27 protein-coding genes and 2 tRNA genes are annotated in these 23,701 nt (G+C 70.3%); 13 read left to right on the top strand and 16 right to left on the bottom strand.

Features of this window, described 5'->3' with window-relative positions:
- Positions 1-79: 79 nt before the first annotated feature.
- The 10 genes from KME78_RS14465 to KME78_RS14420 all read right to left on the bottom strand — a co-directional run bounded on the left by KME78_RS14465 (position 80) and on the right by KME78_RS14420 (position 5,678).
- Positions 80-1,117, bottom strand: a complete 1,038-nt coding sequence (locus KME78_RS14465) for a UDP-N-acetylmuramate dehydrogenase (RefSeq protein ID WP_219529368.1) — start codon at positions 1,115-1,117, stop codon at positions 80-82.
- A gap of 11 nt (positions 1,118-1,128) precedes the next feature.
- Positions 1,129-2,394 (bottom strand): hypothetical protein, encoded by a 1,266-nt coding sequence (locus KME78_RS14460; RefSeq protein WP_219529367.1) that lies wholly within the window; start codon positions 2,392-2,394, stop codon positions 1,129-1,131.
- 83 nt (positions 2,395-2,477) lie between these two features.
- The gene (locus KME78_RS14455; protein ID WP_219529366.1) at positions 2,478-2,906 is read right to left on the bottom strand and encodes a MaoC family dehydratase; all 429 of its coding nucleotides are present in this window, start codon (positions 2,904-2,906) and stop codon (positions 2,478-2,480) included.
- A 1-nt stretch (position 2,907) separates the two neighbouring features.
- Positions 2,908-3,357 (bottom strand): MaoC family dehydratase N-terminal domain-containing protein, encoded by a 450-nt coding sequence (locus tag KME78_RS14450; RefSeq protein ID WP_219529365.1) that lies wholly within the window; start codon positions 3,355-3,357, stop codon positions 2,908-2,910.
- Positions 3,358-3,543: 186 nt separating this feature from the next.
- Complete coding sequence (gene rpmG, locus KME78_RS14445) at positions 3,544-3,708, bottom strand: 50S ribosomal protein L33 (RefSeq protein ID WP_019632658.1); 165 nt, start codon at positions 3,706-3,708, stop codon at positions 3,544-3,546.
- Positions 3,709-3,778: 70 nt separating this feature from the next.
- Positions 3,779-3,852: transfer RNA gene (locus KME78_RS14440), tRNA-Met, on the bottom strand.
- 157 nt (positions 3,853-4,009) lie between these two features.
- Positions 4,010-4,399: a hypothetical protein gene (locus KME78_RS14435; RefSeq protein WP_219529364.1), complete on the bottom strand. Its 390-nt coding sequence runs from the start codon at positions 4,397-4,399 to the stop codon at positions 4,010-4,012.
- A 96-nt stretch (positions 4,400-4,495) separates the two neighbouring features.
- Complete coding sequence (locus tag KME78_RS14430; protein ID WP_219529363.1) at positions 4,496-4,867, bottom strand: hypothetical protein; 372 nt, start codon at positions 4,865-4,867, stop codon at positions 4,496-4,498.
- 466 nt (positions 4,868-5,333) lie between these two features.
- Positions 5,334-5,406: transfer RNA gene (locus KME78_RS14425), tRNA-Thr, on the bottom strand.
- A 68-nt stretch (positions 5,407-5,474) separates the two neighbouring features.
- A complete protein-coding gene (locus KME78_RS14420; RefSeq protein ID WP_219529362.1) occupies positions 5,475-5,678 on the bottom strand; it encodes a transposase in 204 nt (67 codons plus the stop codon).
- 145 nt (positions 5,679-5,823) lie between these two features.
- Here KME78_RS14420 and KME78_RS14415 point away from each other — a divergent pair, with 145 nt between their 5' ends.
- Complete coding sequence (locus tag KME78_RS14415) at positions 5,824-9,066, top strand: ATP-binding protein (RefSeq protein WP_219529361.1); 3,243 nt, start codon at positions 5,824-5,826, stop codon at positions 9,064-9,066.
- Here KME78_RS14415 and KME78_RS14410 read toward each other — a convergent pair.
- The gene (locus KME78_RS14410; RefSeq protein ID WP_219529360.1) at positions 9,051-9,752 is read right to left on the bottom strand and encodes a hemerythrin domain-containing protein; all 702 of its coding nucleotides are present in this window, start codon (positions 9,750-9,752) and stop codon (positions 9,051-9,053) included. The two genes, KME78_RS14415 and KME78_RS14410, sit on opposite strands and share 16 nt — an antisense overlap.
- A gap of 115 nt (positions 9,753-9,867) precedes the next feature.
- Here KME78_RS14410 and KME78_RS14405 point away from each other — a divergent pair, with 115 nt between their 5' ends.
- Positions 9,868-10,815, top strand: coding sequence for a pyridoxamine 5'-phosphate oxidase family protein (locus KME78_RS14405; RefSeq protein WP_219529359.1), 948 nt, complete (start codon positions 9,868-9,870; stop codon positions 10,813-10,815).
- 4 nt (positions 10,816-10,819) lie between these two features.
- Here the strand turns inward: KME78_RS14405 and KME78_RS67155 are convergent, their stop codons facing one another.
- From KME78_RS67155 to KME78_RS14390, 3 genes are all read right to left on the bottom strand, one after another.
- Entirely contained in the window at positions 10,820-11,662 is an 843-nt protein-coding gene (locus KME78_RS67155) for a GNAT family N-acetyltransferase (RefSeq protein ID WP_219529358.1), read from the bottom strand.
- Positions 11,663-11,712: 50 nt separating this feature from the next.
- A complete protein-coding gene (locus KME78_RS14395) occupies positions 11,713-12,219 on the bottom strand; it encodes a C40 family peptidase (RefSeq protein ID WP_308126946.1) in 507 nt (168 codons plus the stop codon).
- A gap of 108 nt (positions 12,220-12,327) precedes the next feature.
- Positions 12,328-13,329, bottom strand: a complete 1,002-nt coding sequence (locus tag KME78_RS14390) for a lysozyme (protein ID WP_219529356.1) — start codon at positions 13,327-13,329, stop codon at positions 12,328-12,330.
- A 249-nt stretch (positions 13,330-13,578) separates the two neighbouring features.
- On the opposite strand from KME78_RS14390, the gene KME78_RS14385 reads away from it, so the two are divergent.
- Both KME78_RS14385 and KME78_RS14380 read left to right on the top strand, forming a co-directional pair.
- Positions 13,579-14,523 (top strand): ATP-binding cassette domain-containing protein, encoded by a 945-nt coding sequence (locus KME78_RS14385; RefSeq protein WP_219529355.1) that lies wholly within the window; start codon positions 13,579-13,581, stop codon positions 14,521-14,523.
- Positions 14,504-15,247, top strand: a complete 744-nt coding sequence (locus KME78_RS14380; protein WP_219529354.1) for an ABC transporter permease — start codon at positions 14,504-14,506, stop codon at positions 15,245-15,247. The genes KME78_RS14385 and KME78_RS14380 overlap by 20 nt, the downstream gene beginning before the upstream one ends.
- On the opposite strand, the gene KME78_RS14375 is transcribed toward KME78_RS14380, so the two are convergent.
- Positions 15,244-15,426, bottom strand: a complete 183-nt coding sequence (locus KME78_RS14375) for a hypothetical protein (RefSeq protein WP_219529353.1) — start codon at positions 15,424-15,426, stop codon at positions 15,244-15,246. The genes KME78_RS14380 and KME78_RS14375 overlap by 4 nt on opposite strands.
- Before the next feature lie 333 nt (positions 15,427-15,759).
- Entirely contained in the window at positions 15,760-16,350 is a 591-nt protein-coding gene (locus tag KME78_RS14370) for a calcium:cation antiporter family protein (protein ID WP_219529352.1), read from the bottom strand.
- A 73-nt stretch (positions 16,351-16,423) separates the two neighbouring features.
- Here KME78_RS14370 and KME78_RS14365 point away from each other — a divergent pair, with 73 nt between their 5' ends.
- The 9 genes from KME78_RS14365 to KME78_RS14325 all read left to right on the top strand — a co-directional run bounded on the left by KME78_RS14365 (position 16,424) and on the right by KME78_RS14325 (position 23,630).
- Positions 16,424-16,930, top strand: coding sequence for an NUDIX hydrolase (locus KME78_RS14365; RefSeq protein ID WP_219529351.1), 507 nt, complete (start codon positions 16,424-16,426; stop codon positions 16,928-16,930).
- Between the two features lie 39 nt (positions 16,931-16,969).
- Positions 16,970-17,320, top strand: a complete 351-nt coding sequence (locus tag KME78_RS14360; protein WP_219529350.1) for a PadR family transcriptional regulator — start codon at positions 16,970-16,972, stop codon at positions 17,318-17,320.
- Entirely contained in the window at positions 17,317-18,201 is an 885-nt protein-coding gene (locus KME78_RS14355; RefSeq protein ID WP_219529349.1) for a hypothetical protein, read from the top strand. The genes KME78_RS14360 and KME78_RS14355 overlap by 4 nt, the downstream gene beginning before the upstream one ends.
- A gap of 34 nt (positions 18,202-18,235) precedes the next feature.
- The gene (locus tag KME78_RS14350; protein WP_219529348.1) at positions 18,236-19,138 is read left to right on the top strand and encodes a hypothetical protein; all 903 of its coding nucleotides are present in this window, start codon (positions 18,236-18,238) and stop codon (positions 19,136-19,138) included.
- Between the two features lie 6 nt (positions 19,139-19,144).
- Positions 19,145-20,863 (top strand): peptidoglycan-binding protein, encoded by a 1,719-nt coding sequence (locus KME78_RS14345; protein WP_308126945.1) that lies wholly within the window; start codon positions 19,145-19,147, stop codon positions 20,861-20,863.
- Complete coding sequence (locus tag KME78_RS14340) at positions 20,856-21,533, top strand: ABC transporter ATP-binding protein (RefSeq protein ID WP_219529347.1); 678 nt, start codon at positions 20,856-20,858, stop codon at positions 21,531-21,533. Before KME78_RS14345 ends, KME78_RS14340 begins: the two co-directional genes overlap by 8 nt.
- A complete protein-coding gene (locus KME78_RS14335; protein ID WP_219529346.1) occupies positions 21,533-22,711 on the top strand; it encodes an ABC transporter permease in 1,179 nt (392 codons plus the stop codon). Before KME78_RS14340 ends, KME78_RS14335 begins: the two co-directional genes overlap by 1 nt.
- Positions 22,712-22,721: 10 nt before the next feature.
- Complete coding sequence (locus KME78_RS14330; RefSeq protein WP_219529345.1) at positions 22,722-23,120, top strand: GNAT family N-acetyltransferase; 399 nt, start codon at positions 22,722-22,724, stop codon at positions 23,118-23,120.
- A gap of 117 nt (positions 23,121-23,237) precedes the next feature.
- Entirely contained in the window at positions 23,238-23,630 is a 393-nt protein-coding gene (locus KME78_RS14325; protein ID WP_219529344.1) for a VOC family protein, read from the top strand.
- Positions 23,631-23,701 lie beyond the last annotated feature (71 nt).

Raw genomic sequence — 23,701 nt, 5'->3', positions numbered from 1 at the left:
GCGCCAGTATGTCGATCACGCGATTGGGACTACTCCCCTTCGGTAATTCCGCTTTACCCTAACAGCGGTCCCCGAGGACCTATTCCGTCAGGGAGCAGCCGACCAGCACCGGTTCGTTGACGAGCGTGACTCCGTACTTCTCCAGCACCCCGTCACGCACCTCCCTGGCCAGCAGCAGCAGGTCGGCCGTGGTGCCCGCGCCGGTGGGGTTGGTCAGGGCCAGCGTGTGCTTGGTGGAGATGCGCACCGGGCCGCGTTCGTAGCCTTTGGGGTAGCCCGCCTGCTCGATCAGCCAGGCGGCGGGCACCTTGACCGAACCGTCCGGCATGTCCCAGCGCGGGTGGCCGGGCGCCCGCGCCACCAGCTCCTCGGCCTCGGCGGGCGACAGGATCGGGTTGGTGAAGAACGACCCGGCGCTGCGGGTGTCGGGATCGGCCGGATCGAGCACCATGCCCTTGCCGCGCCGCAGCTCCAGCACCGCCCGGCGGGCCCGGTCGAGCGGCACCCGGTCGCCCGGCTCGACGCCGAGCCGCCCGGCCAGCTCCTGGTAGGCCACGGGGCCCGACAGGTCGGAGACGTCGAGCGCGTACGTCACGCCGAGCACCACGTGCCGGGCCAGATCCCGCTTGAACGCGCTGTCGCGATAGGAGAAGCCGCACTGCCGCGCCTCCAGGTCGACCACCTGCCGCGTCTTGCGGTCGTAGGCCCGTACGCACCTGATGGTCTGGGCCACCTCCTGGCCGTAGGCGCCGACGTTCTGGATCGGGGTCGAGCCGACGAGCCCCGGGATGCCGGACATGCACTCGATGCCGGACCAGCCCTCGGCGACCGCGCGGGTGACCAGCGCGTCCCAGTCCTCGCCTGCCTCGACCGTGACCAGCACCTCGTCGCCGTCACGGGAGACGGCCACGCCCTGGGTGACGACCCGGATGACCAGCCCGTCGAACCCTTCGTCGGCCACCACGAGATTGCTCCCGCCGCCGAGCACCAGGGTGGGCCGGCCCAGCCTGTCGGCCTCGGCGATCAGCGAGACGAGGTGCTCCGCCGTACTGGCCTCGACGAATTCGCGGGCGGGGCCGCCCAGCCCCAGGGTGGTGTACGGCGCGAGGTTCTCCATGGGTGACAAGCTTATGAGGCCCTCAGCATGCGCAGCACCTTGTCGTGGTTTCGCCGGGTTTCGCGGTCCCGATACTCGGGGGGCACATCGTGGTGGCGCAACCGCCGTACCGGTAGGCGGTCGGAGGGCGCGACCAGCTCGCCCTTCAGGGCCAGCGAGAGCTCCAGATCGGCGTACCCCCCGTAGCGGGCGTCCTCGGGCAGCGCGCCGATCGCGGCCGACCGGCGTACCGCCATCAGGTCGCCGCGCAGCGCGCGGACAGGGCCCGGTCCCGCTTCACGCCATTCCGTACCGTCCGGCGATGGCTCCGCGCCGCGCCACCCCGCGGCCACCGCGCCGTCCGCGACCGCCGCGACGAGCGGTGTGAGCGCGTCGCCCGCCAGCGCGATCGAGGTCTCCATCAGCACGTGCACCTCGGACGTGTCGAGGCGCAGCAGCTTGGCGTGGCAGGCGCCCCACGTCGCCGAGCCGCCGCGCCAGTGCGGGGTCTCGGCCACCCGCCACTCGGTGATCCGGTCCGGATGACGCAGGGCCAGCTTGTGCAGCACCTCGCCGGCACCGTCCACGTTGCCCAGGTCGAGGGCCAGGACAGGGGCGTCGGTGTACTCGAGCACCGACTCGACGGACGCCCAGACGTCCTCCGGCCAGCCGTCGACGATCAGGCAGATGGACGCCGTGACCTCGGCGGTCGCCACCCGCTGCCGCTCGGCCGTCACGCCCGCGTCGTCGAGCCGGTTGGCGGCCAGGGTTCCGTCCCAGATGCGCTGGGCGTGCAGCATGTCGTCGCCGGGGTCGCCGCGCTGCTCGGGGTCACCGGAGAAGCCCATCTCGGCGGCGGGATTGCCACGGGCACCGGCGCCGCGCGGCTGGGCACCCGCCGTACCGACGCCGGTCGCTGGCCTGGTGTCGCGGCCGGTCGGCGCGCCCGGGCGGTCGGTCGGCGCGTTCGGGTCGCGGGCGGTCGCCGCGTTCGGATCACGGGCGGTCGCCGCGTTCGGGTCGTAGCGGGTCGTCGCGTGCGTGTCATGACCGGCCGCCGCGTTCGGGCCATAGCCGGCCGTCTCGTGAATGCCATGGCCGGTGGTCGCGTGCGTGTCATGAGCGGCCGCCTCGCCGCCCGTCGTGTCGCGGCCCGTGCCTACGCCGCCCGCCACTGTGTCCGCCGGGGCCGCGGCTCTGACCGGACCGAGGTGGCCGGGCGGCTTGTCGGTCACCGCGGAGACCGGGATCGATTCGACCGTGGGCCAGATCCTGACGTGGTGCGGAGCTGTGTTCATAAGGTCCCGCGTACCCGAGAGCCGCCCCGCATATCATCACGCCAGGCTCACCGCCACCCGGCCCACCGCGCTGGAAACAGCCCTCAGGCGAGTTGGACCACCGCGCGTGCCTTGGACAGCACCCGGGCGTCGCCCGCCTTGGCCGTCAGCGCGACGACCACCCGCCTGTCCCCAAGCTTCTCCTCAACGACCCCACTGACCGTGATCGTCGCGCCCTCGTCGTCGTCAGGCACGACCACCATCGAGGAGAACCGCACCCCGAAGTCGACCACCGCGCCGGGATCGCCGACCCAGTCGGTGACGAACCGCCCGCCCTGCGCCATCGTGTACATGCCGTGCGCGATGACATCAGGCAGCCCGACCGCCTTGGCGAACCGCTCGTTCCAGTGGATCTGGTTGAAGTCGCCCGACGCGCCCGCGTACATCACCAGGTTGAGCCTGCGGACCCCGTAGTCGGCGGCCGGGATCTCGTGCCCGACCTCGATCTCGTCGTACTTCACCGTGGCTGTCATCTCAGGCCGCCCCTCCGCGCTCGACGATCGTGTTGTACGTGGTGCAGACCGGCTCGCCGTCGACCGTGGTGATGTCGCTTCGTACGGTCAGCAGCTCGTTGCGCCCGGCACTGCGGATGTCGGTGATCGTGGAGCTGGTGACCAGCTCGTCGCCGGCGTAGATGGGGCGGACGTACTCGAAACGCTGCTCGCCGTGGACGACCATGGCGAGGTTGAGGCCGAGGTCGGGGTCGGCCAGCGCCTCACCGCCGCTCTGCAGGCTGAACACGATGGGGAAGGTCGGCGGTGCCACCACATCGGGATGCCCGGCGGCCTGGGCGGCGTCCCGGTCGCGGTAGATCGGATTGCCGTCGCCGATCGCGGCGGCGAACTCCCTGATCTTCACCCGGCTGACCTCGTAGGAGGCCTTGGACGTGTACGTCCGGCCCACGAAGTCGCGGTTCAAGGCCATCTGTGCTCCTCGCATGTCCGTTAGGCAGACGCTAACAGAACAAGGTTCGGCTGTCGCCGTGATGACCGCGATTTTGCAACAGCAGGCAGCAGATAGACACGACAAACCGGCGCCCTGAGGCAGGACGCCGGTTGTGCGTTATGTGGCCAGGAGATTGCCCCCGGCGAGACCGCGCTCGGAAAAGAGCTAGCGGGTCTCGCGGTGCGCGCGGTGGCAGCGGCAGTTGGGGCAGTATTTCTTCAGCTCAAGCCGATCCGGGTCATTGCGCCGGTTCTTCCGCGTGATGTAGTTGCGGTGCTTGCACTCCTGGCAGGCCAGCGTGATCTTCGGCCTAACGTCGGTGGCAGCCACGTGGGAGTGCCTTTCTACGTTTGGGACTGGGACATGCCCAAGCCCAGGTCGGCGACCTGGGGAGGGGCAGTAGCGGAGGCCGGACTTGAACCGGCGACACAACGATTATGAGCCGTTTGCTCTGCCTGACTGAGCTACTCCGCCTTTGAGCCGGACGAACGACCCCGGCCCGTAGAGGATACCTGACCTGGGGAGCACATACGTACTCGGCCAGCTCTACCGGGCTGGCCAGCCAGTAAGCCTAGCAGCCAGTGTATGGCGGGCAAAATCGACTCAGACGGGGTGCGGTCGATCTTCGGCGCTACTCGATCGCGGTGACCGTGATGGCGTTGCTCAACGCCGACTTGTTGCCCGCGGCGTCCACCGCCCGCATCGTGAGGGTGACCGGTCCGGGAGCGTGGGCGTAGGCGGAGGCCCTGGAACTGTTCGGGAACTCGGGGCGGATGAACGGGACGATGTCGCTCTCGAATACGCCGTCGAGATAGAGCTCGTACGTGATCGCGGCCTTCGGCGTGACATTGTCCGTCGAGAGCGAGTAGCTGAAAGCCACCTCGAGGAACTGGTACTCGAAGGCCGTCAGAATGGTCGGGGCGCTGGGCGGGGTGGTGTCCGTGGTGGCGGCGGCCGGCCCGGCGATAACCGAGGCGGCGAGCGAGGCGCCTAAGAACAGGACGATTGCGCGACGAGACATTGGCTGATTCCCATCTGCCGATGAACAACGACGACACGTGCGACTCTTCGCTCCCTTTACACGTTCCGGGATGGCGGATGGTTCAGCACGCGATGGTCAGCGCGGCGGCGGTCCCATGTAGTGGATCGCCTTCTGGTCGGCGGTGGGCGTGATCTCGCGCGCCCAGTCGAACGCCGCGTTCTGATCATCCGCAGGGATGTCCGCAGTGAAATACGCCGGTGCGCCGTCGAGAGCGCCACTGGGCCGGACCGCCCAGCCGCCTGACTCCCTGGCCAGCACCCACTCGGCAGCGGTGCCGAGCGCCGGTTCGGGCGTTGGGCGGAGGACTTGGGCAATGGCCTGCGGGAGCGCTCGCCGTCGAGATGCGTACATGGTCAGCCGGCTGCGTTGGACTCCGGAGGAGGCGTAACCGACCGTCAGCGTCTTCGGTGTCTCCGACGGGACCTTGCGGTCTTGCCGCTCGTCCATGGTCACCCATCTGCCGCCGGTGTCACGCGTCTGAACCCGCAGGGAGATCCGGTGCCGGACGGGCGGAGCCTCGCACCAGCCAAAAGTGCGGCGATCAGACGTGCGGCCGGCTGGATTCTCACGCAGACCTCCAGCTGTCGACGCCTACGACCGTCACAGAGAGTAGTCAAAGAATCACGATTACGTATTGGAGTTGGCGAGAACTGCCGGAGAGCTCTTCGAGCGGGGGCCGGTCCCGGGCGTGGCTCGGCCTTCACTCTCCGCTTGCCGCGTTGGACGAGATACTGGCTCCGTCCGGTGACGGGCGATCGGCACCGTATGAAGGCCGCGGAGAGGTCATCGAATTCCCTATCCGACAGGTGGGCCAAGAGGCCCTCATCGCGAATCCATCGCGAAATCCCTGGATAATCAGAAACGCCCGGCCCCAAGTAATCTTGGTCCGGGCGTTTTTCCTTGTCAGCGTGCGAGCCCCCAAACGGAATCGAACCGTTGACCTTCTCCTTACCATGGAGACGCTCTGCCGACTGAGCTATAGGGGCCTGTCCGGCGCTGCGGACAGGTGTAACCATACACGGCACTCAGCGATGATGCGAACTCGTCAGCCCCATCAACCGACGGCCTCGTAACCCCGCTGGAACGGCAGCTCGACGACCTCACAGAGATCGGCCAGATCGACGTGGCGGGCCACCTCCGCGACCGACACGCAGTCGGCGACGGGAACCCCGTCCCGGCGCACCCGGAGCACCTGCCGGCCCTCACGCTCGGCGAGAACGACCTCGTAGCCGTCTGTCCCGACCCATCGCCTGTCCATAGCGGCACACAGTAGCTCCTGGGTCTCTCAATTTCCGGTACGCGACAGGCGTTACACGCCATACCGAGTCGGTAGCGAGTCGGCATGAACCACATCGGACGCCCCTTGTCATAAGATCAGGCGACTTCACGAGAGTGGTAGTGCTGTGGACATCCGAGTGCTGGGCCCGCTGGAGATCGTCGGCGACGACGGGCAGCCGTGTCAGATCACCTCGCTGAAGCTGCGGGCGCTGGTGAGCACGCTGGTGCTGGCGGAGGGGCGGCCGGTGGCCCCGGCCACGCTGATCGACCGGCTGTGGGGCGAGGAGCCGCCGGCCGAGGCACAGGCGTCGCTGCACTCGTACGTATCCAACCTGCGCCGCCTGCTGGAGCCGGGACGCCAGGCAAGGACGCAGAGCCGGTTGCTGACGTTCGGGCCGGTGGGCTACACGCTGGCGATCGATCCGGAGCAGGTGGACACGACGCGTTTCCTGCGTCTGGTCAGGCGGGCCGAGCAGGCGGCCGAGCCCGCCGAGGCAGAGCGGCTGGCGGACGAGGCGCTGGCGCTGTGGCGCGGGGAGCCGTACCAGGACCTGGACGATCAGGCGAACGTGACCGCCATCCGGGCGCGGCTCACCGAGGCCCGGGAGCGGGCCCGCGAGCTGCGGGTGAGCGCGGTCATCCAGCAGGACCGCCACGGCGAGTTGCTGGGCGAGCTGGAGGCCCTGACGTACGAGCACCCGCTGCGCGAACGGCTGTGGGCGCTGCGGGCGCTGGCGCTCTACCGGAGCGGTCGCCAGGGGGAGGCCCTGGAGACGCTGCGCACGGCGCGCCGGATCCTGGCCGAGGAGCTCGGCATCGACCCGGGCGAGGAGTTGCGCGAGCTGGAACGCGACATCCTCGGCCAATCCCCCGCGCTGCTCCCCGACCGGCCGCCGCCGATCGAAGCGCAGGTGGCCGAGCGGGGGATCACGGGTCGGCGGGCGGAGCTGACCGCGCTGGACGGCCTGCTGGAAGCGGCGGCGGCGGGCCGGCCGGGGTTCTCGCTGATCACCGGGGAGCCGGGGATCGGCAAGACCCGGCTGGCTGAGGAACTGGTGAGCCGGGCCGGTGCCAGGGGTTTCACGGTCGCGGTAGGGCGGTGCGCGGCGACGGAGGGCGCGCCGGCGTTCTGGCCTTGGGTGACGGTGCTGGAGCGGCTGGCCGACGCACTGCCGCCGCTGCCCGCCGACGTGCGCGCGAACCTGCCCGGGGTCGGCTCCGCGACCGGGACCGACCCCGAGGGCGCGAGGTTCCGCACCTATGAGGCCGCGGCACGGGCACTGACCGCGGGCGAGCGGCCGGTGCTGGTGGTGCTGGACGACCTGCACTGGGCGGACCGGTCCTCGCTGCGGCTGCTGAGCTACCTGGCGGAGTACGCGCTGAACGGCAGGCTGGCCGTGGTGGGCACGGCACGCGACTGGCCCCCGCCAGAGGGCGCGCTGGCCGAGGTGTTCGAGGCACTGTCGCGCCGGCAGGCGGTACGGCTGCCGCTGTCCGGTCTGTCGGCGTCCGACCTGGCCGAGCTGACCCCGGCGGGCACGGATGTGCGGGCGCTCAGGGACCGCACGAACGGCAACCCGTTCCTCGTCACGGAGCTGATGCGATACCTGGCAGCCGGATCACCGGGCCGCGGCACGCTGCCGCTGGGCGCGCGGGATGTCGTGCTCGGCCGGGTGAACCGGCTTCCCGCGCCGTCCGCCGAGCTGTTGCGGGCGGCGGCGGTGGCCGGCCGGGAGTTCGACGTGGCGATCGTGGCCGAGGCCGCCGGGCTCGACCTGGATGCGACGCTGGACCGGCTGGAGCCGGCCATGGCCGCCGGCCTGGTCGCGGAGGGGCGGCCCGGCCGGTTCCTGTTCGTGCACGCGCTGGTGCAGGAGGCGCTCACCGAGGTGGTGCCGGTGCTGCGCCGGGCCCGGCTGCACGCCGCCGTGGCCACCGCGATCGAGTCACGTACCGGCGGTTCGGCCTCCGACCGGCTGGCCGCCGCCGCCCACCACTGGTTCCAGGCGATCCCCGCGGGCCACACGGCGCGTGCCTGGCGGGCGGCGTGGCGGGCGGCCGAGGAGGCCAAACGGCTGCGCGCGTACGACGTGGCCGTCGAGCTGCTGGAGCGGGCCGAGCGGGTGGCCGAGGACGACCCCGAGCTGGACCAGGCCGAGCGGATGGACCTGCTGTTCGCGCTGGCCGAGGCCAGGTTCGGGGCGGGCGACTCGCTGGGTCAGGAGACCGAGCTGACCCGGATCCGCCGCCTGGCCAAGCAGGAGGGCGACCGGCGGCGCTGGATCGAGGCCGCGACCGGGTACGGCGGCCGCATCCTGCAACCCTGGAAGGTCTACGGCGGCTACGACGCCGACCTGGTGGCGGACCTGATGGAGCTGGCCGCCGACGAGGGGCTGGAGCCGTTGGCCCGGGCCCGGGTGCTGGCCTGCCTGGCGCTCCAGACGTACTACCAGCCGGGCCGGGACCCGGTGGATCGGGATCGGTGGAGCGCCGAGGCGGCGCGGCTGGCGCGTCAGGAGAACGACGCGACGCTGCTCGGCCGGGTGCTGTTCGCCCGCTACTACGCGTTGCTCGACCCCGACTCGGTGCACCAGCGGCTGGCGGCGAGCGAGGAGATGGCCCGCGCCGGGCTGGAGGCGGGCGACGACGAGCTGCGCACGATCGGGCTCACCTGCCAGGGCGGCACGCTGCTGGAGCTGTGCCGGGTGCGTGCGGCGCTGGACGTGCTGGCCGAGGCCGAGCGGCTGATCGGCCGTACGCACATGCCGTACCTGCGCATCATGCTGAACTGGCTGCGGGTCGGCGTCCTCGCCAACCGCGGCGACCTGGAGGCGGCCGAGTCGCTGCTCGCGGCCACCGTCGCCGAGCATCGGACCACCTCGATGTGGGGGCTGGAGTCGAGCATGGCGGGCGCCACGTACCAGGTCGCGCTCATGCGCCTGCGCCACGGGGCGGGGGACGCGATGCAGCCCCCACAGGACGTCTCGCACGATCAGCTCGCTCAGTTCAACCTGGACGGGTACGCCCACTACCTGGTGGTCAGCGGCCGGCTGGTGGAGGCGCGGCAGACGCTCGGGCCGTGGGAGCGGCAACCGCCGATCCCACGCACCTTCGTCTTCCTGTTCTGGCTGGCCGTCCGCTGCGAGATCTGGTCGGCGCTGGGTGACCGGAAGGCCTGCGCCGACCTGTACGAGGAGGCGTCGCCGTACGCCGACCGCATGGGGATGTCCGGGCTGAGCATGCCGTTGTGGCCGATCAGCCGGTCACTGGCGCAACTGGCCGAGGCCCTGGGCGACACCGAGATGGCGCGGCGGCACGCCGAGCGCGCCGAGAGTGTGGAGCGGGAGCTGGGTCACCCCCACAGGTAGGCCATGCGCCGCTGGTAGCGGCCCCTGGCCAGAGTGCTGAGCAGCAGCAGCGGCCTGGGCGAGGTCCTGCGCAGGTGGGCCTCGACGTCGGCCGGCAGCTCGGCGGTGATCCAGCCGAGCAGCGTGATCAGGTTGCGGAGGCCGTACTGCTTCGTGATCGCCTTGTGGGTCGCCGCGTCCTCCTCGGGCGTGATGTGGGCCATCATCAGCGGGATCCCGTCGGTCTCCTCATGCGCCAGGTGCGCCCCGAGGGTGTCGGCCAGCACGCGCAGGGCGGTCATGAGCCGCTCGCGCCCCTGCTCGGACGGCCGGGCGTCGAACGCCCGGAAGAGTTCGGTGCTCTCGCTGATCCAGTGGTCGCAGGCCTCGTGCTCGGCCTCCATCGCGTCGATGGTGCCGAGCGCCTGCGGCACCCGCTCCCGCAGCCGCGGCCAGACCGTCTCGTCCTCGGAGGTGTGGTGGTGGTGCAGCACGAACAGCACCCACGTGTGGTGCTCGCGCAGGGCGGTGACGCGCCGCCGGTCGTCGAGAGGGACCCGGCCGATCGCGGTGAGCAGATGGCCGAGGTCGCGGCGGAACCCGTAGTGCGCCAGGTACATGTTGGTCATGTCGAGCGGCCCCGGCGCGACGGCGGCCTGACCGGGCAGCATGATCTGCGGGACGTTCGGGTGCGCGGCGGTTCGCATGGTCGTACTCCTTCTGTTCTGGAGAGGTGCCGTCATGGTGGCCGCTCGGTCTTGGGCGGTTCTGGAAGATCGGCTCCAAGAGCGGCTCAAGGCCCCGTCATTACCGTGCGCGGTCATGACACTCACGCTCCCCACCACGACGTTCCAGAGCTCCTTGGTGTGCGCCTACACCTCGCTCACCCGCGACGAGCGACCCATCACCTGGCCCGTCACCCCGTACACCGGCCCCCGCGGCACGATCGACGTCAGCACCGGCCTGACCTATCCCGACAAGGCCGAGCGGGCGCGCCGCGATCCGCGCGTCGCCCTGCTGTTCGAGGGCGACGCGGTGGTGCTGGTGCAGGGCCGCGCCACCGTCCGCGACGCCGACCTGCAGGCCAGCACCGACCGGTACGTCCGCGACTCCCTGATCAAGCTTCCGGACGGCTTCTCGGGACTGCCGTGGTTCGTGATCAAGCGCTTGACCTGGTACTTCGCGCGGATCTACGTCGAGGTGACCCCCGAGCGGATCACCTGGTGGCCCGGCGGTGACCTGACCGGCGATCCACTGTCCTGGACCTGCCCGCCCGGCACCACGGCCCCCGCCTCCGACCCGGCCCCGTCGGGCCCCCGCCTGCCCAGCCGCTCCGCGCCGCCCGCCGAGTGGCGCCCGTACGCCCGCCGGGCCCGCGACCTGGGCCGGCCGATCGTGTCGATGGTGGCGGACGGCCTGCCCGTGACCGTGCCCGCGCGTGCCTTCTCCCCCACCGCGACCGGGTACGAGCTGGACCTGCCCGCCGGTGTGGCCGCCGTGCCCGGCCCGGTCTGCCTGACCTTCCACCGGCACGATCCCGGCATGCGGTGGCAGGAGAACCTCGTCCTGCTCGGCACCGCCACCGCCCACGGCGACGACCGGCTCACCGTCGCGATCGACCGCGCGCTGCCCGACTGGAGCCTGCCCGAGGACCGCCGCGTGCGGACCCGTTCCTTCCTCGGCCACGGCAGACAGCTACGGCGCCGGCTTCAGGCCGAGGCCGCCCGCCGCGCCCAGCCGGTGCCGAAGATCCGCCGCCCGGCTCGCTGATGCGTCACCCGGATCGTTCGTAGCGGGCCCGGCGGGCGATCACCTCGAACCCGAGGTTCTGGAAGAGGGCGGCCGAGGCCGGGTTGTTGACGTTGACGTCCAGGAAGGCCTCCGTCGCCCCGGAAGTGCGCATGCGGTCGAGCGCGGCGGCCGCCAGTGCCCGGGCGAGGCCGCGCCGCCGCCACCCGGGCGAGGCGCCGACCTGGATCAGGAACCCCTCCGCGCACGCCACGAATCCGACGGCTCCGCCCGCTCCACGCGCCACCAGTGAACACTCAGGCAGGAACTCGTCATCGACCAGCCAGTCCACCCACTCCTCCCGCGACCAGCCGGGGAAGCCGGGACGGTCGGCGAAGGACGCGGAGTAGGCCTCGTAGAAGGACCCTTCGGTGCCCGGCGACCATTCCTCGATCTCCAGCTCCGGCGGGAAGGGGACGGCCGGAAACGGAAGGGCCAGATCGCGGCGGTAGACGTCCTCGGCGAACGTCTGCCGGAACCCGCGCGCCAGGAAGAGCGCATGGGCCTGCAGGGTCAGCGACTCGGTCTCCAGCCGGACCGGGCCCTCGATCAGCCGGTCGAGCAGGCCGGATCCCAGGCCGCGTCCCCGATGGGCCGGATCGACCAGGCCGGTCGCCGCCGACACCTCGCCCACGAGGCGCACGGCGCCGCAGGCGACCAGGCGGCCCTCGGCGAACGCGCCCACCGCCGCCCCCGTGGCGTACCTGCGTTCCAGGAAGGACGGGGACGCGGTCGTCTGGAGCCCACCGTCGTTCGCCACGCACCGCTGGGCGAGATCGGCGACCGCCGGCAGATCCGCGGCGGACAGCGCGGCCCACTCGATGGTCACTGCCGGCTCCTCTCAGGCATAGGTGATCTTGTACTACGGGAGGGGATCGCTCAATAGCGGTAGAAGCCCGCGAAGTCCTTTTTCCGGGAGATGTCGTCGACGCGTACCGAGGCTCCGGTTTCGGGGGCGTTCATCATCTTTCCATGGCCCAGATAGATGCCTACGTGGTGCGTCTTAACGGTGTTTTTCGTGATTTTTCCGAAGAAAACGAGGTCGCCCGGGACGGCGGAGCCGACCCGGCGCATCCGGCGTACGTGGGCGTCGGTGGTGCCGGGGCCGAGCACGTCGAGGCCGAAGGCCCGGGCGTACACCCACCTGGTGAAACCCGAGCAGTCGAGCCCCCGCGTCGTGGCCGCCGGGCAGGGCCGGGTCTTTCCCCGGTAGCCCTGGCACGTGCCCTTCGACGGCCCAGGGTCCGAGCCGTGGCCGCCTCCCCAGGAGTAGACGACGCCCCGCTGCTCGATCTCGTACGCGATCCTGACGATCACCGAAGGGACGGGGTACCGCAGGAGTGGCATCGACGCGGTGGCGGTCACCAGGACAAGCGCGATCGCCACCCAACGCCATCGCGATCCCGCTGACTCCCGCGAAGCTCCCACTGACTCCCGAAAACTAGGCATCGGGATTTATTCTGCTTTATCAGGAGGCCAGGTAGGCGGCCCGGTTTATCGGGCCGTGAGGACCAGCTTCACCGAGCCGACCGTGAAGCGCATGCCCACCTTCCCCTTGGTCTTGGGGTTCGTGGTGAAGGTCAGCGTGGTCTTCTGGCCCCGCCGGAGCTCGGCGACGTCGCAGCGGACCGCCGTACCGCTGAAGTCGCAGCCCGAGGCCGCGACCACCCGCTGGCCGCCGTACGCGCGCCCGGTCAGCTTGACGTGCGTGACCGTGACAGGTCCGGTGTTGGCCACGGTGACCGTGTACGACTTCCTGCTCTTGGCCATGCCGGAGACCGTCACCTCGGCGGCCGGGTTGGCCAGCTCTTCCAGCTCGGCCTCTGAGCCGTTGAAGGAGTTCTGGCCACCGGCCAGCGTGCCCTTCTCAGCCGACTGCCAGAACGTGTGGCGCTCCCAGCCCTTGGGCAGCTCACCGGGGTCGCCGCCCCAGCGGGCCAGCCAGAGCGGGTTGGCGCCGAACTTGCCGGAGTCGCCGGTGCACGTCTGCCACCAGGCCCGGGTCGTGTAGATGATCGCCCGGCGGCCGGTCTGCTCCCGGTACTTCGCGGTGAACGACTTGACCCAGGCGACCATGTCCTTCTGCGACAGGCCGTAGCAGCCGTCCTTGCCGTTCTTGTCCTTGTACGGGTTCTCCTCCAGGTCGACCACCCCGGGCAGGGTCCGACCGTCGATCTTCCAGTCGCCGCCGTTCTGCACGAAGAACTCGGCCTGGGCGGCGCCGTCGGACTCGTGCGGCTGCGCGAAATGGTAGGCCCCGCGGAACAGCCCGGCCTCCGCCGCGCCCGCGTACTGCGTGTCGAAGGAGGGGTTGCGATAGTCGGTCCCCTCGGTGGCGTGCACGAACGCGAACTTCCCGCCGCCGGACGCGACGCTCGGCCAGTCGATCTCGCCGGTCCAGTTACTGACGTCCACCCCGGCGATCCCGTCGGCGGCCCACGCGGTGCCGGTCATGCCGGCCGTGGCGACCGCCGCCAATAACAACAGACGCTTCACGCGGAAGATCATCTCGGAGCGCCAGACGGGCTCGCAAGAAATCTCATATATCGATATAAAACCGCATTTCAGAGGCCAGAAAATCGTTATCCACAGCCTGTGTGCGGAAGGGCGTCTCCGCAGGTCACAGCCGTATATGAACGTCACATTCGCGTTTGCCAAACCGGCTTTATCTGGCTCAAGCTGATGCTGATCCTCAATCGAGCCCCCGACCTGGGGTTTCTTCGCCATGCCCGGAGGAGAACGACCATGATCCACGCCCGGGGACTGACCCGAGTGTTCAAGCTGAAGAAAGAGTCCGTCGAAGCCGTACGCGGGATCGATCTCGACGTGGAGGCCGGCCAGCTGGTCGCCTTCCTCGGCCCGAACGGCGCCGGCAAGTCGACCACCCTCCGCATGCTGACCACCCTGCTGCCACCCACCTCCGGCACCGCCATCGTGGCGGGCCGGGACATCGCCCGCGACCCGGCCGGCGTGCGCGCCCGCATCGGGTACGTCGGCCAGAAGAACAGCGCCGGCGAGAACTTCCGCGCCCGCGACGAGCTCGTCACCCAGGGCCGCTGCTACGGCCTGACCCCGGCGGAGGCGGGCAGGCGCGCCGACGAGCTGCTCGACCTGCTCGACCTGCGGCCTCTGGCCCAGCGCAAGCCCGGCACGCTGTCGGGCGGCCAGCGCCGCCGCCTCGACATCGCGCTCGGCCTCGTCCACCGCCCGGGGCTGCTCTTCCTGGACGAGCCGTCCACCGGACTCGACCCCAAGAGCCGCGCCGACGTCTGGTCGCACATCCTGCGGCTGCGCGAGGCGTACGGCACGACGCTCTTCCTGACCACCCACTACCTCGAAGAGGCCGACAGCATGGCCGAACGCGTGGTGATCATCGACAACGGCGAGATCATCGCGGACGGCACCGCCGAGCGGCTCAAGAACGACCTGGCCGGCGACCGCATCACGATCACCACGGCGACCGAGCAGGAAGCGGTCACTGCCGCCCAGCTGACTGACGAGGCGGAGGTCCAGGGCACGACCGTGCGGCTGCGCGTCGCGAACGCGGCCGCGGCCCTGCCCGAATACCTGCGCACGCTGGAGGCGGCCGGCGTCAAGGTCGTGACCGCCGAGACCGCCCGCCCGACCCTCGACGACGTGTTCCTCACCCTTACCGGGAGAAGCCTCACCGATGACGACCTTCCTGCGTGACACCGCGACCGTCCTCACCCGCGAAGCCACCCCCGCCCTGCGCGAGCCCGCCGGGCTGCTGTTCTCGATGGGGCAGCCGCTGCTGTTCCTGTTCCTGTTCGGCTCGCTGCTCGACGGGGCGGTCGGCTCGTCGTGGCAGTGGTTCGTGCCCGGGATCCTGGTCATGATGTGCCTGTCGGGGCCCATGGCCGCGGGCTATCTGCTGCTGGTCGAATTGCTCGGCGGTTCGATGGAGCGCCTCCTGGTGACCCCGCTGAACCGGACGGCCATGCTGGTCGGCCGGACGCTGAAGGAGATGGCGGTCCTGCTCTGCCAGGCCGTACTGATCATCCTGCTGGCGATCCCGCTGGGCTTCCGGCTGTATCCGGCCGGGGTGCTGGCCGGGCTCGCGATGCTCATCCTGCTGGGTGTCGGGCTCGGCGCGCTGTCGTTCGTCCTCGCGATCAAGTCGGTGCCCAGCGGCACCCTGTTCTACATGGTCACCCAGGTGGTGATGTTCCCGGTCCTGCTGCTGTCCGGGGTGCTGCTGCCCGTGGAGTCGGGGCCCGAGTGGCTGCGGGTGGTCGGCCGGATCAACCCGATCTCGTACGTCGTCGACGCCCAGCGCGCCCTCTTCTCGGGCGACCTCACCGACCCGTCCATCCTGTACGGCACGGCGGCCACCTGCCTCATCGCCGCGTTCGGCCTCTGGCTGGGCAACCGGGCGATGAGACGCGGCCTCTAGGGACTGACCGCCAGGAACAGGAACGCGGCGAACAGCACCAGATGCACGCCGCTCTGCAGCAGCGTCGCCCGCCCCGGCACCACGGTGAGCGTCGTGACGATGAAGGTCAGTCCCAGCAGCACCAGGTGCGTGGCGCCGAGGCCGAGCACCAGCGGCCCTTCCAGCCAGATGGAGGCCACCGCGGAGCCCAGGGCGAGGTTGAGGGTTTGAACCGTTGTCGGCGGTCGCTATGCGAACCTGCGGTTGCCCGAAGAACTGTGGTGGGTTTCTCTGGGCTAATCGGCTGCGACTGAAGGTAATCGGACGGTAATGTTCAGTGACAGCCGGGTGCCTGACTGGCGCTCGGTCCCCGCCCTCGTTGGTGTCCGCACCGACGGGAAAGCGTCCGGCGGGGCGGTGGCCCAAGAGCCGCACTCCCTCCAGGAATGCGGAGTCAGGCCCCGACAACGCGGCTCTCCACCACGGTCCGCCCGGCTCGCCGGACGGACGCGGTATCGGCTTCCACCGGATCGCTACCCGGCCACGTCGGGAAGCGACGAGGCTACGCCGTTATCCGTTTTACTCAGGTAAACACAGAGAACCGAAGACGCTGATCTGGATCTGGTCGCGCTTGGCCGCGTGGACGGCGGCGACGGCCGCGGCGTGTGCTCCTCGGTGGTGGCGGCCGCACCCTCGGTGGTGGCGGCCGCACCCTCGGTGGTGGCGGCCGTCCCCTCGGCGTTGAAGACCGCCACCCTGCGCCGGAGCGCGCCACTGAGCAATGACAGCCCGACGATCCCGTTACAGGTGATCATGACCGCGGCGAACACCGTGTCCCGGGCGAGCGACGCCGAATGCTCGCCACCTGAGATCATCAGACTGACGATCAGCGCCACCTCGATCACCGTCACGGCCACGGCCAGCACCAGCGACCCGAACGGCTCGCCCACCCGGTGCGCGATGACCTCGGCGTGGTGCACGGCGGCCAGCACGGCGCCGGCGAGCAGGACGGCCAGGATGACCGCCAGAACGAACGGGAGCTCACTCCCCCATGACAGCGCCAGAGCGAGGAGCGCCAGCAGGGGGACCGCGACCATCCACCATCGCGCTAGGTAACGGAGCATATACAGAATGCTGCCCAATCTTCCGGAGTTACTACCGATCATGCCCTGTCATCCCTTTTGGGGGAAATAGACCATGGATCAGGTGATCGCGACGCAGACCGCACCATGGATCCCCATGCCGCACCGGCTGGAGGTCGTCCTGTCCTCCCGGCTGCCACCCACCGGAGAGATCACCACGGCCTTCGCCGTCGTCCGGGACGACGCCGACAGGATGCTGCTGACCTGCGTCGATCGGGAGGGACGCGGCTGGGACATGCCCGGCGGGCACCTCGAACCCGGCGAGTCCCCCGTGGACGCCGCCGTCCGCGAACTGGCCGAGGAGACCGGGCTGGTGCTGGCGGCGGAGGAGCTGTCCGTTTTCGCGTGGCTGCGGATCGAGCTGACAAGGCCGGTGCCCGAGGGGTACCGCTACGGGGCGCTGACGCATCTGGTGATGTTCCAGGCACGCCTCGACTCCCCGGGGCCCGCCGTACGGCCCCCGGCGGGGTCGGAGAGCACGAGCGCCGCCTGGCTTCCGGCCGAGGAGGTGGAACGGCTCTGCGCCGGGCAGAGCTGGCTGATCGCGTACCGGACGCTCTAATCGTTGCAGACGCTTCGTTTAACGGAATAATCTCATCTCATGCCCAGGGGAACCTCAGAAGTCAGCGAGCCGATGTACTTCGTGCTCACCGCGCTGCGCGGCGGCCCGTTGCACGGACACGCGATCAGCAAGTCGATCAAGGAGCTGTCCGGTGGCCGGGTGCAACCCTCGGTCGGCACGCTCTACGGCATCCTGGAGCGGCTCAACGAGCGGGGCGTGATCGCCGTGGACCGCGAGGAGACGGTCAACGGTCGCAACAGGCGCTACTTCCGGATCACCGATGAGGGCCAGTCGCTGGTGGAGGCCGAGGCCCGGCGCATGCAGGAGGCCGCGTCCCTCGTCCTGCGGCCGACCACGTTCGCGCCCCTCGGTGCGCGCCCGGGCGCATGACGACGCTCGAACGGCGCTATCGCAGGCTGCTGCTGGCCTACCCGAGGCAGTACCGCGTGGCGCACGGCGACGAGCTGCTCGACGTCCTGCTCGACTCCGCCGCTCCTGGGCAGTCCTCCCCGGTGCTCAAGGAGGCGTGGGGGCTGCTCCGGGGCGGCGTGCGCACCCGCATCACCAACCAGGCGACGGGCAGCGCGTGGGCGGACGGCCTGCATCTCGGGATCACGGCGGTGTCGGCGGCGAACCTTGCCGCGTTACTGCCATATACGGGTTCGCTGCCGCTGTGGACGCTGCTGTCGGTGCTCGCGCTGCTGTCGGTCATGCGCGGATGGGTGTGGCCGGCGCTGGCGCTCACCTTCGCCACCGGGGTCAAGGCGTTCGCGATCGCGGGCGGTTGGACGATCCTGGACCTCACCCTGCTGCCGGTGTACCCGTCGGCGCTCACCGATCGCCCCCTGTTCGAGACCAGCAGCCCGGTCGTGGTGGCTGTGGGCTACGGGGTCGCGCTCGCCGGGCTGGCGGTGCTGATCTGGCGGCGGCATCGGCCGCGGGTCCGGTCATGGTGGTGGTTCGCGGCGGCGCTGGCGGCCGCGTGGGCGGGCCCTTCGTGGCTGTCGGAGGACACGTGGTTCCCGATCAGCCTGAGCAAGATGGCCGTCGAGGTGCTGGCGCTGGGGCTGGCCGTGGCGGGGGCGTACCTGGCGCGGGACCCGCGCTGGGCGCTGGCCGCGGGCATCTACCTGCTGGTCACGTCGGGCGACCTGGGCCTGCACGCGGACCAGCTGACCAGGCAGCACCTCGCCTACTGGGGCGTCCTGGTCGTGCTGACCCTGGCGACCGCGTTCGCGCCCTATCGGCAGCGCAAGCACTGCCTGGATTGACCACACTCTGTTGAACGGAGTATGGTCTCCTGCCATGCCCAAGAGATCCCCTCTTGCTCCTGTCGTGGCACTGGCCGCACTTGTCGCACTCGGCGGGTGCGGGGGCGCCACCGAGAACGCGCCGCAACCATCCCAAGCCGCAGCGGCCAAGGACAAGAAGCATCAGCTCGAATCGGTCAAAGCCGACTGCATGAAGCAGAAGGGCTTCAAGTACGTCGCCTACGTCCAGCCGCCGAAGCAGGACAGCGAGGACGACAAAGCCCGCAACGCCGGCGACTACCAAGCGATGCGGAAATATCGCGAAAAATACGGGTTCGGGGTTTTCGCGATGCACGTCTACCCCAAGGAGATGGGAAACCCGGCCGTCAAGCCCGACAACCCGCAGATCGACCCCAACTGGAAGATCCAGTCCTCGCTGTCCAAGGCCCAGGCGACGGCCTACCGGAAGGCGGCGGACGGCTGCATGATCGAGGCGGCCAAGAAGATTCTCGGCAAGACGTTGAAGTCGATGGACGACTACTTCAACCAGCAGAACCGGGCTTCCGAGCAGGCACTCGCCAGGACGGTCAACAGTGACCCCAAGCTGATCGAGCTGGCCTCCGCCATGGCCGGCTGCCTCAAGGGCAAGGGCTACCCGATCGGCAAGACCACGCCCATGGCCATGTCCCAGCAGGGGCAGGAAGTGTTCCTCACGCAGGAGGACAAGCTGGGCAGGGAGCAGCGCGACGACGTGCCCGACGTCGCGCCGCCGCTCAAGGAGGGCGAAGTCAAGATGACTTACGCCCCCACGCTCACCCCGGCGGAGGCCACGCCCTACTTGACCAAGGAGATCAAGGCGGCCCTGGACGACCTGGAGTGCGGCAAGGCCTTCTACCCGGCGTACCTGCCCAAGGCGGCAGTCGCCCAGCAGCAGGTCGACGAAGAATTCGGTATGTGAGGCACGGTGAAGTCGCCCCGCAAGCTGCTCGCCTTCGTCATCGCGGGTGTCGTGGTCATCGCCGCCGCCGGCTGGGTCGTGAGCACCCGCCTGCGATCCCCGGCCGACGAGGCCGCCCGCCGTACCGCGCCGAAGGCGTCCCTCGTCACCGCCGCCGTCGAGCGCCGCAAGCTGGTCAGCACGATCGTCGTCAGCGGCACGCTCGCCTACGGCTCGCCGGTGCCCCTCACCCTCGCCGGGGTGGTCGGCGGCACCTCTGAGCTGCAGCGGGTCACCCGGGCGCCGCGCCAGGGCCGGCTGACGGAAGGAGCGGTGTTCATGGAGGTGAACGGGCGCCCGGTGTTCGCGCTGCGCGGCTCCGTGCCGATGCACCGCACGATCGGGCCGGGCACCGAGGGCAAGGACGTCAAGCAGCTCCAGAAGGCGCTGCGCCGACTCGGGTTCGGCGGTCCCGCCTCGGGGGTCTTCGACCGGGCCACGATCGCCGCCGTCACCCGGATGTACAAGAAGAAGGGGTACGAGGCCCAGCAGCCCACACTGGCCGACCGGCAGGCCTACGACACGTTGCGCAAGGCCGTACAGACCGCGCAGGAGACCCTCGCCACCGAGAAGCAGACGCTCGACCAGGGGCGTGACGTGCTGCCGCTGAAGGTCAAACTGGCCAACGCCAAGGCGGACCTGAAGTCGGCGCGGGCCGCGCTGAAGGAGGCGGAGGGGCAGCGGCTCACCCCGGAGGACGACACCAAGCTGGCGACGGCCGACACGGCCGTACGCGCGGCCGAGGAGAAGCTGCTCGAAGCCGAGCAGGCGCTGGCCGCGGCCAGGTCCCAGCCGACCACCACCCCGACGGCTACCCCTGCGCCTCAGACGACGACGGCGGACACGAGCCTGCTGGAGCTGCGGGTGGACAACGCCAGGGCCGAGCTGGAGCAGGCGCGCGAGGCGTACGGACGCATCATGGAGGAGGCCCGGCAGGCCCGCGACAAGCGGCTGGAGGAGCTGCGCAAGACCGTGCGCACGGCGAACGACGGGCTGGTCACGGCCAAGCAGGCGCTGCGCCAGGCCCGGCAGCTCTCCCCCACCAAGCTCAAGGTCGCCGACGCGAGCAAGGACGTGAGCGCGGCCAGGTCGCTGCTGGCCGAGTTCAGCAGGACCTACGGCACGGCGATCCCCCCGGGTGAGGTCGTGTTCCTGCCGAAGCTGCCCGCCCGGGTGCAGAAGACCGGGGTGAAGGCGGGCCAGGCCGTCGAGAACGAGGTCGCGACGGTGACCAGCTCGACGTTCATGGTGACGGGGACGGTCGAGGCCGCGGAGTCCGACCTGCTCCGTCCGGGCATGAGCGCGGCCATCGAGCTCGACTCGGGCAAGACGTACCCGGCGACGCTCACTGCGGTCGGCGAGAAGGCCACGGTGCCCGGCCAGGAGAAGGCCGCCGAGAACACCCAACCGGTCCTGCTCACGCCGAGCTCGATGAAGGGGCTCAAGGGCCTGTCGGGCACCGCGGTCACGGCCAAGGTGACGGTCGGGGCGACCGAGGAGCCGGTGCTGGTGGTGCCGGTGGCCGCGGTCGTCACGGGGGCCGACGGCAAGGCGCGCGTGCAGGTGGAGTACGCCACGGACAAGACCAAGGAGGTCGAGGTCCGTACCGGCCTGACCGCCGACGGAAACGTCGAGGTCAGCGGCACGCTCCATGAAGGCGACCGGGTGGTGGTCGGCGATGCCTGAGCAGGTCATCGAGCTGACCGCCGTACGCAGGGAGTATCCCGCCGAGCCGCCGGTCCGCGCGCTCGACGACGTCTCGCTCGGGGTGGCGCGCGGCGACTACCTGGCGATCGTCGGCCCGTCGGGCTCCGGCAAGTCCACCCTGCTCAACGTCCTGGGCCTGCTGGATCGGCCCAGCTCGGGCAGCTACCGCCTGGACGGCATCGAGACCACCGCCCTGCGTGACGGCGCCAGGACCAGGCTGCGCGGCGACCGCATCGGCTTCGTCTTCCAGTCCTTCCACCTGCTCGCCCACCGCAGCGTCGTGGAGAACGTGATGCTCGCGGAGATCTACGGCGGGCACCCGCGCAAGGGCAGGCGCGAGCGAGCGCTGGCGGCGCTGGACCGGGTCGGGCTCGGCCACCGGGTGAACTTCCTGCCCGACCGCCTGTCCGGCGGCGAACGCCAGCGCGCGGCCATGGCCAGGGCCCTGATGGGCGGGCCGTCCCTGCTGCTGTGCGACGAGCCCACCGGCAACCTCGACAGCCGCAACACCGAGGCGGTGCTCGACCTGTTCGACGAGCTGCGCGAGCAGGGGCTGACGATCGTGGTCATCACGCACGAGCGGGAGGTCAGCACGCGGGCCGGCCGCCGGGTCAGGATCACCGACGGCGTGCTGGTGGAGGAGGCGTGATGCACGTACGAGACCTGGCCGGCGAGGCGGTCGCGGGCATGCTCGCCAGGCCGGTGCGCTCCGCGCTCACCACGCTCGGCACCGTGCTGGGCATCACCACACTGGTCATCACGCTCGGCGTGGCCGCCACCGCGGGCAACCAGATCGTCGGGCGCTTCGACGAGCTGGTCGCCACGGCCATCACGGTCGAGGTGCCCGAGAGCACGAACGTGCCGCTGGTCGCCTGGGACTCGCTCGATCGGCTGACCAGGCTGCGCGGCGTGGTCTCCGCGGCGGCGGTGGCCGAGAGCAAGGACAGCTCCAACCTGTCCGTACGCTCCAACGACCTCGTCGACCCGACCAGCGTCACCACGCAGACCCTGACCGTGCTGGCCGCCACCACCGGCCTGCCCGAGGCCGCCAGGGGCCGGATCGTGCGGGGCAGGTTCTACGACGCCGGTCACATCCGGCGCGCGGACCGGGTGGCCGTGCTCGGCGACCAGGCGGCCAAACTGCTCGGCATCACCCGCCTCGACCGGGCTCCGGCGATCTTCATCGGCAAGCACGCGTACACCGTCATCGGCATCCTGGGCGACCTGCGCCGCGAACGGAACCTGAGCACCGCCGTCATGGTGCCGCCCACGGTGGGCAAGCAGTTCGGGCTACGTGACGTGACCAGGGTGCTGGTCAACACCAGTCTGGGCGCCGCCGACCTGATCGCCGGGCAGGCGCCGGACGCGCTCTCCCCCGGCAACGGCGACATGCTCCAGGTGGTCGCCCCGCCCAGCCCCACCCGGGCGCGCGACCAGGCGCAGGACGACGTCAACGCGCTCTTCCTGATCCTCGGACTGGTCTCGCTCGTGGTGGGCGCGGTCGGCATCGCCAACGTCACGCTCGTCACCGTGATGGAACGCGTCGCCGAGATCGGCCTGCGCCGCTCGCTGGGCGCGGCCCGCCGGCACATCGCCGCCCAGTTCCTGCTGGAGTCGACGCTGATCGGGCTGGCCGGCGGGGTGATCGGCGCGAGCGTCGGCGTGGTCGCCGTCGTCGCCGTCTCGGCCGCCAAGCAGTGGACGCCCCTGCTCGACGTACGGCTGGCGATCGGGGCTCCCATCGCCGGAGCCGTGGTGGGCCTGCTGGCCGGCCTGTACCCGGCGCTGCGCGCGGCCAGAATGGAGCCGGTGGACGCGCTCAGGTAGCTTTTCGATCATGACGCCGCCACCTGGCATCACGCTCACCGTGTGCCCGCCCCTCACCGACCACGACCTCAACGACCTCTTCGCGGCCTCCTGGCCCGGACACGACGACACCTCGTTCGCCCGCACGCTCGCCCGCAGCCTCTGCTGGATCGCCGCCCATCGGGGAGACCGGCTGGTCGGCTTCGTGAACGTGGCCACGGACGGCGGCGTCCACGCCTTCATCCTGGACACCACCGTGCATCCCGATGAGCGCAGAGCGGGGCTCGGGGTGGACCTGGTCCGCGCGGCCGCTGATGAGGCGAAGTCCCGTGGCGCCGACTGGCTGCACGTGGACTACGAGCCCCATCTCGAAGGCTTTTACGCCCAGTGCGGCTTCCGCCCCACGCCGGCGGGGTTGATGGAGCTCTGACGATGCTAGGGTCCGGTTGGGCACTGTGATCGGTCGGCGATTTCTGGAGGTGCGGGGGCTGAGATTCGGGAGCCGTTCCGCATGACCACCAGTGTCCTCACCAAGCATGGGATTCAGATGACCTCCATCATCCGACACATCACTGTTGACTGCGCGGAGCCGTACGAACCGTACGAGCTCGCGGAGTTCTGGAGCAACGTACTCGGGCAGCCGATCGACCCGACAGACGAGCCGGGCGACGACGAGGTGGCCCTAGCGGTGCCCGCCGGTCAGCCGACCCTGCTGTTCGTCCGCGTACCGGAGAAGAAGTCGGTCAAGAACCGGCTGCACCTCGACCTCGAACCGGATCAGTCACGAGACCGGGAGGTCGAGCGGCTGTCCGCGCTCGGCGCGACCGTCGTCGACGACCGCCGCAAGCCGAACGGCCGGGGCTGGGTGGTCATGGCGGACCCGGCCGGAAACGAGTTCTGCGTCGAGATCAGCGCGGCCGAACGGGCAAGCGGAGAATAGTCCGGATCCGGGGCGGATCGCCGGATCCGCCCCGAGGATTGCGGGAAGGACGTTCGCGGGGTCTACTTGTC

Origin of the sequence: Nonomuraea guangzhouensis, assembly GCF_019396345.1 — a bacterium.
Lineage (GTDB): Bacteria > Actinomycetota > Actinomycetes > Streptosporangiales > Streptosporangiaceae > Nonomuraea > Nonomuraea guangzhouensis.
The sequence above is the reverse complement of the archived record's forward strand: the minus strand, read 5'-3'. Positions and strand labels throughout refer to the sequence as shown.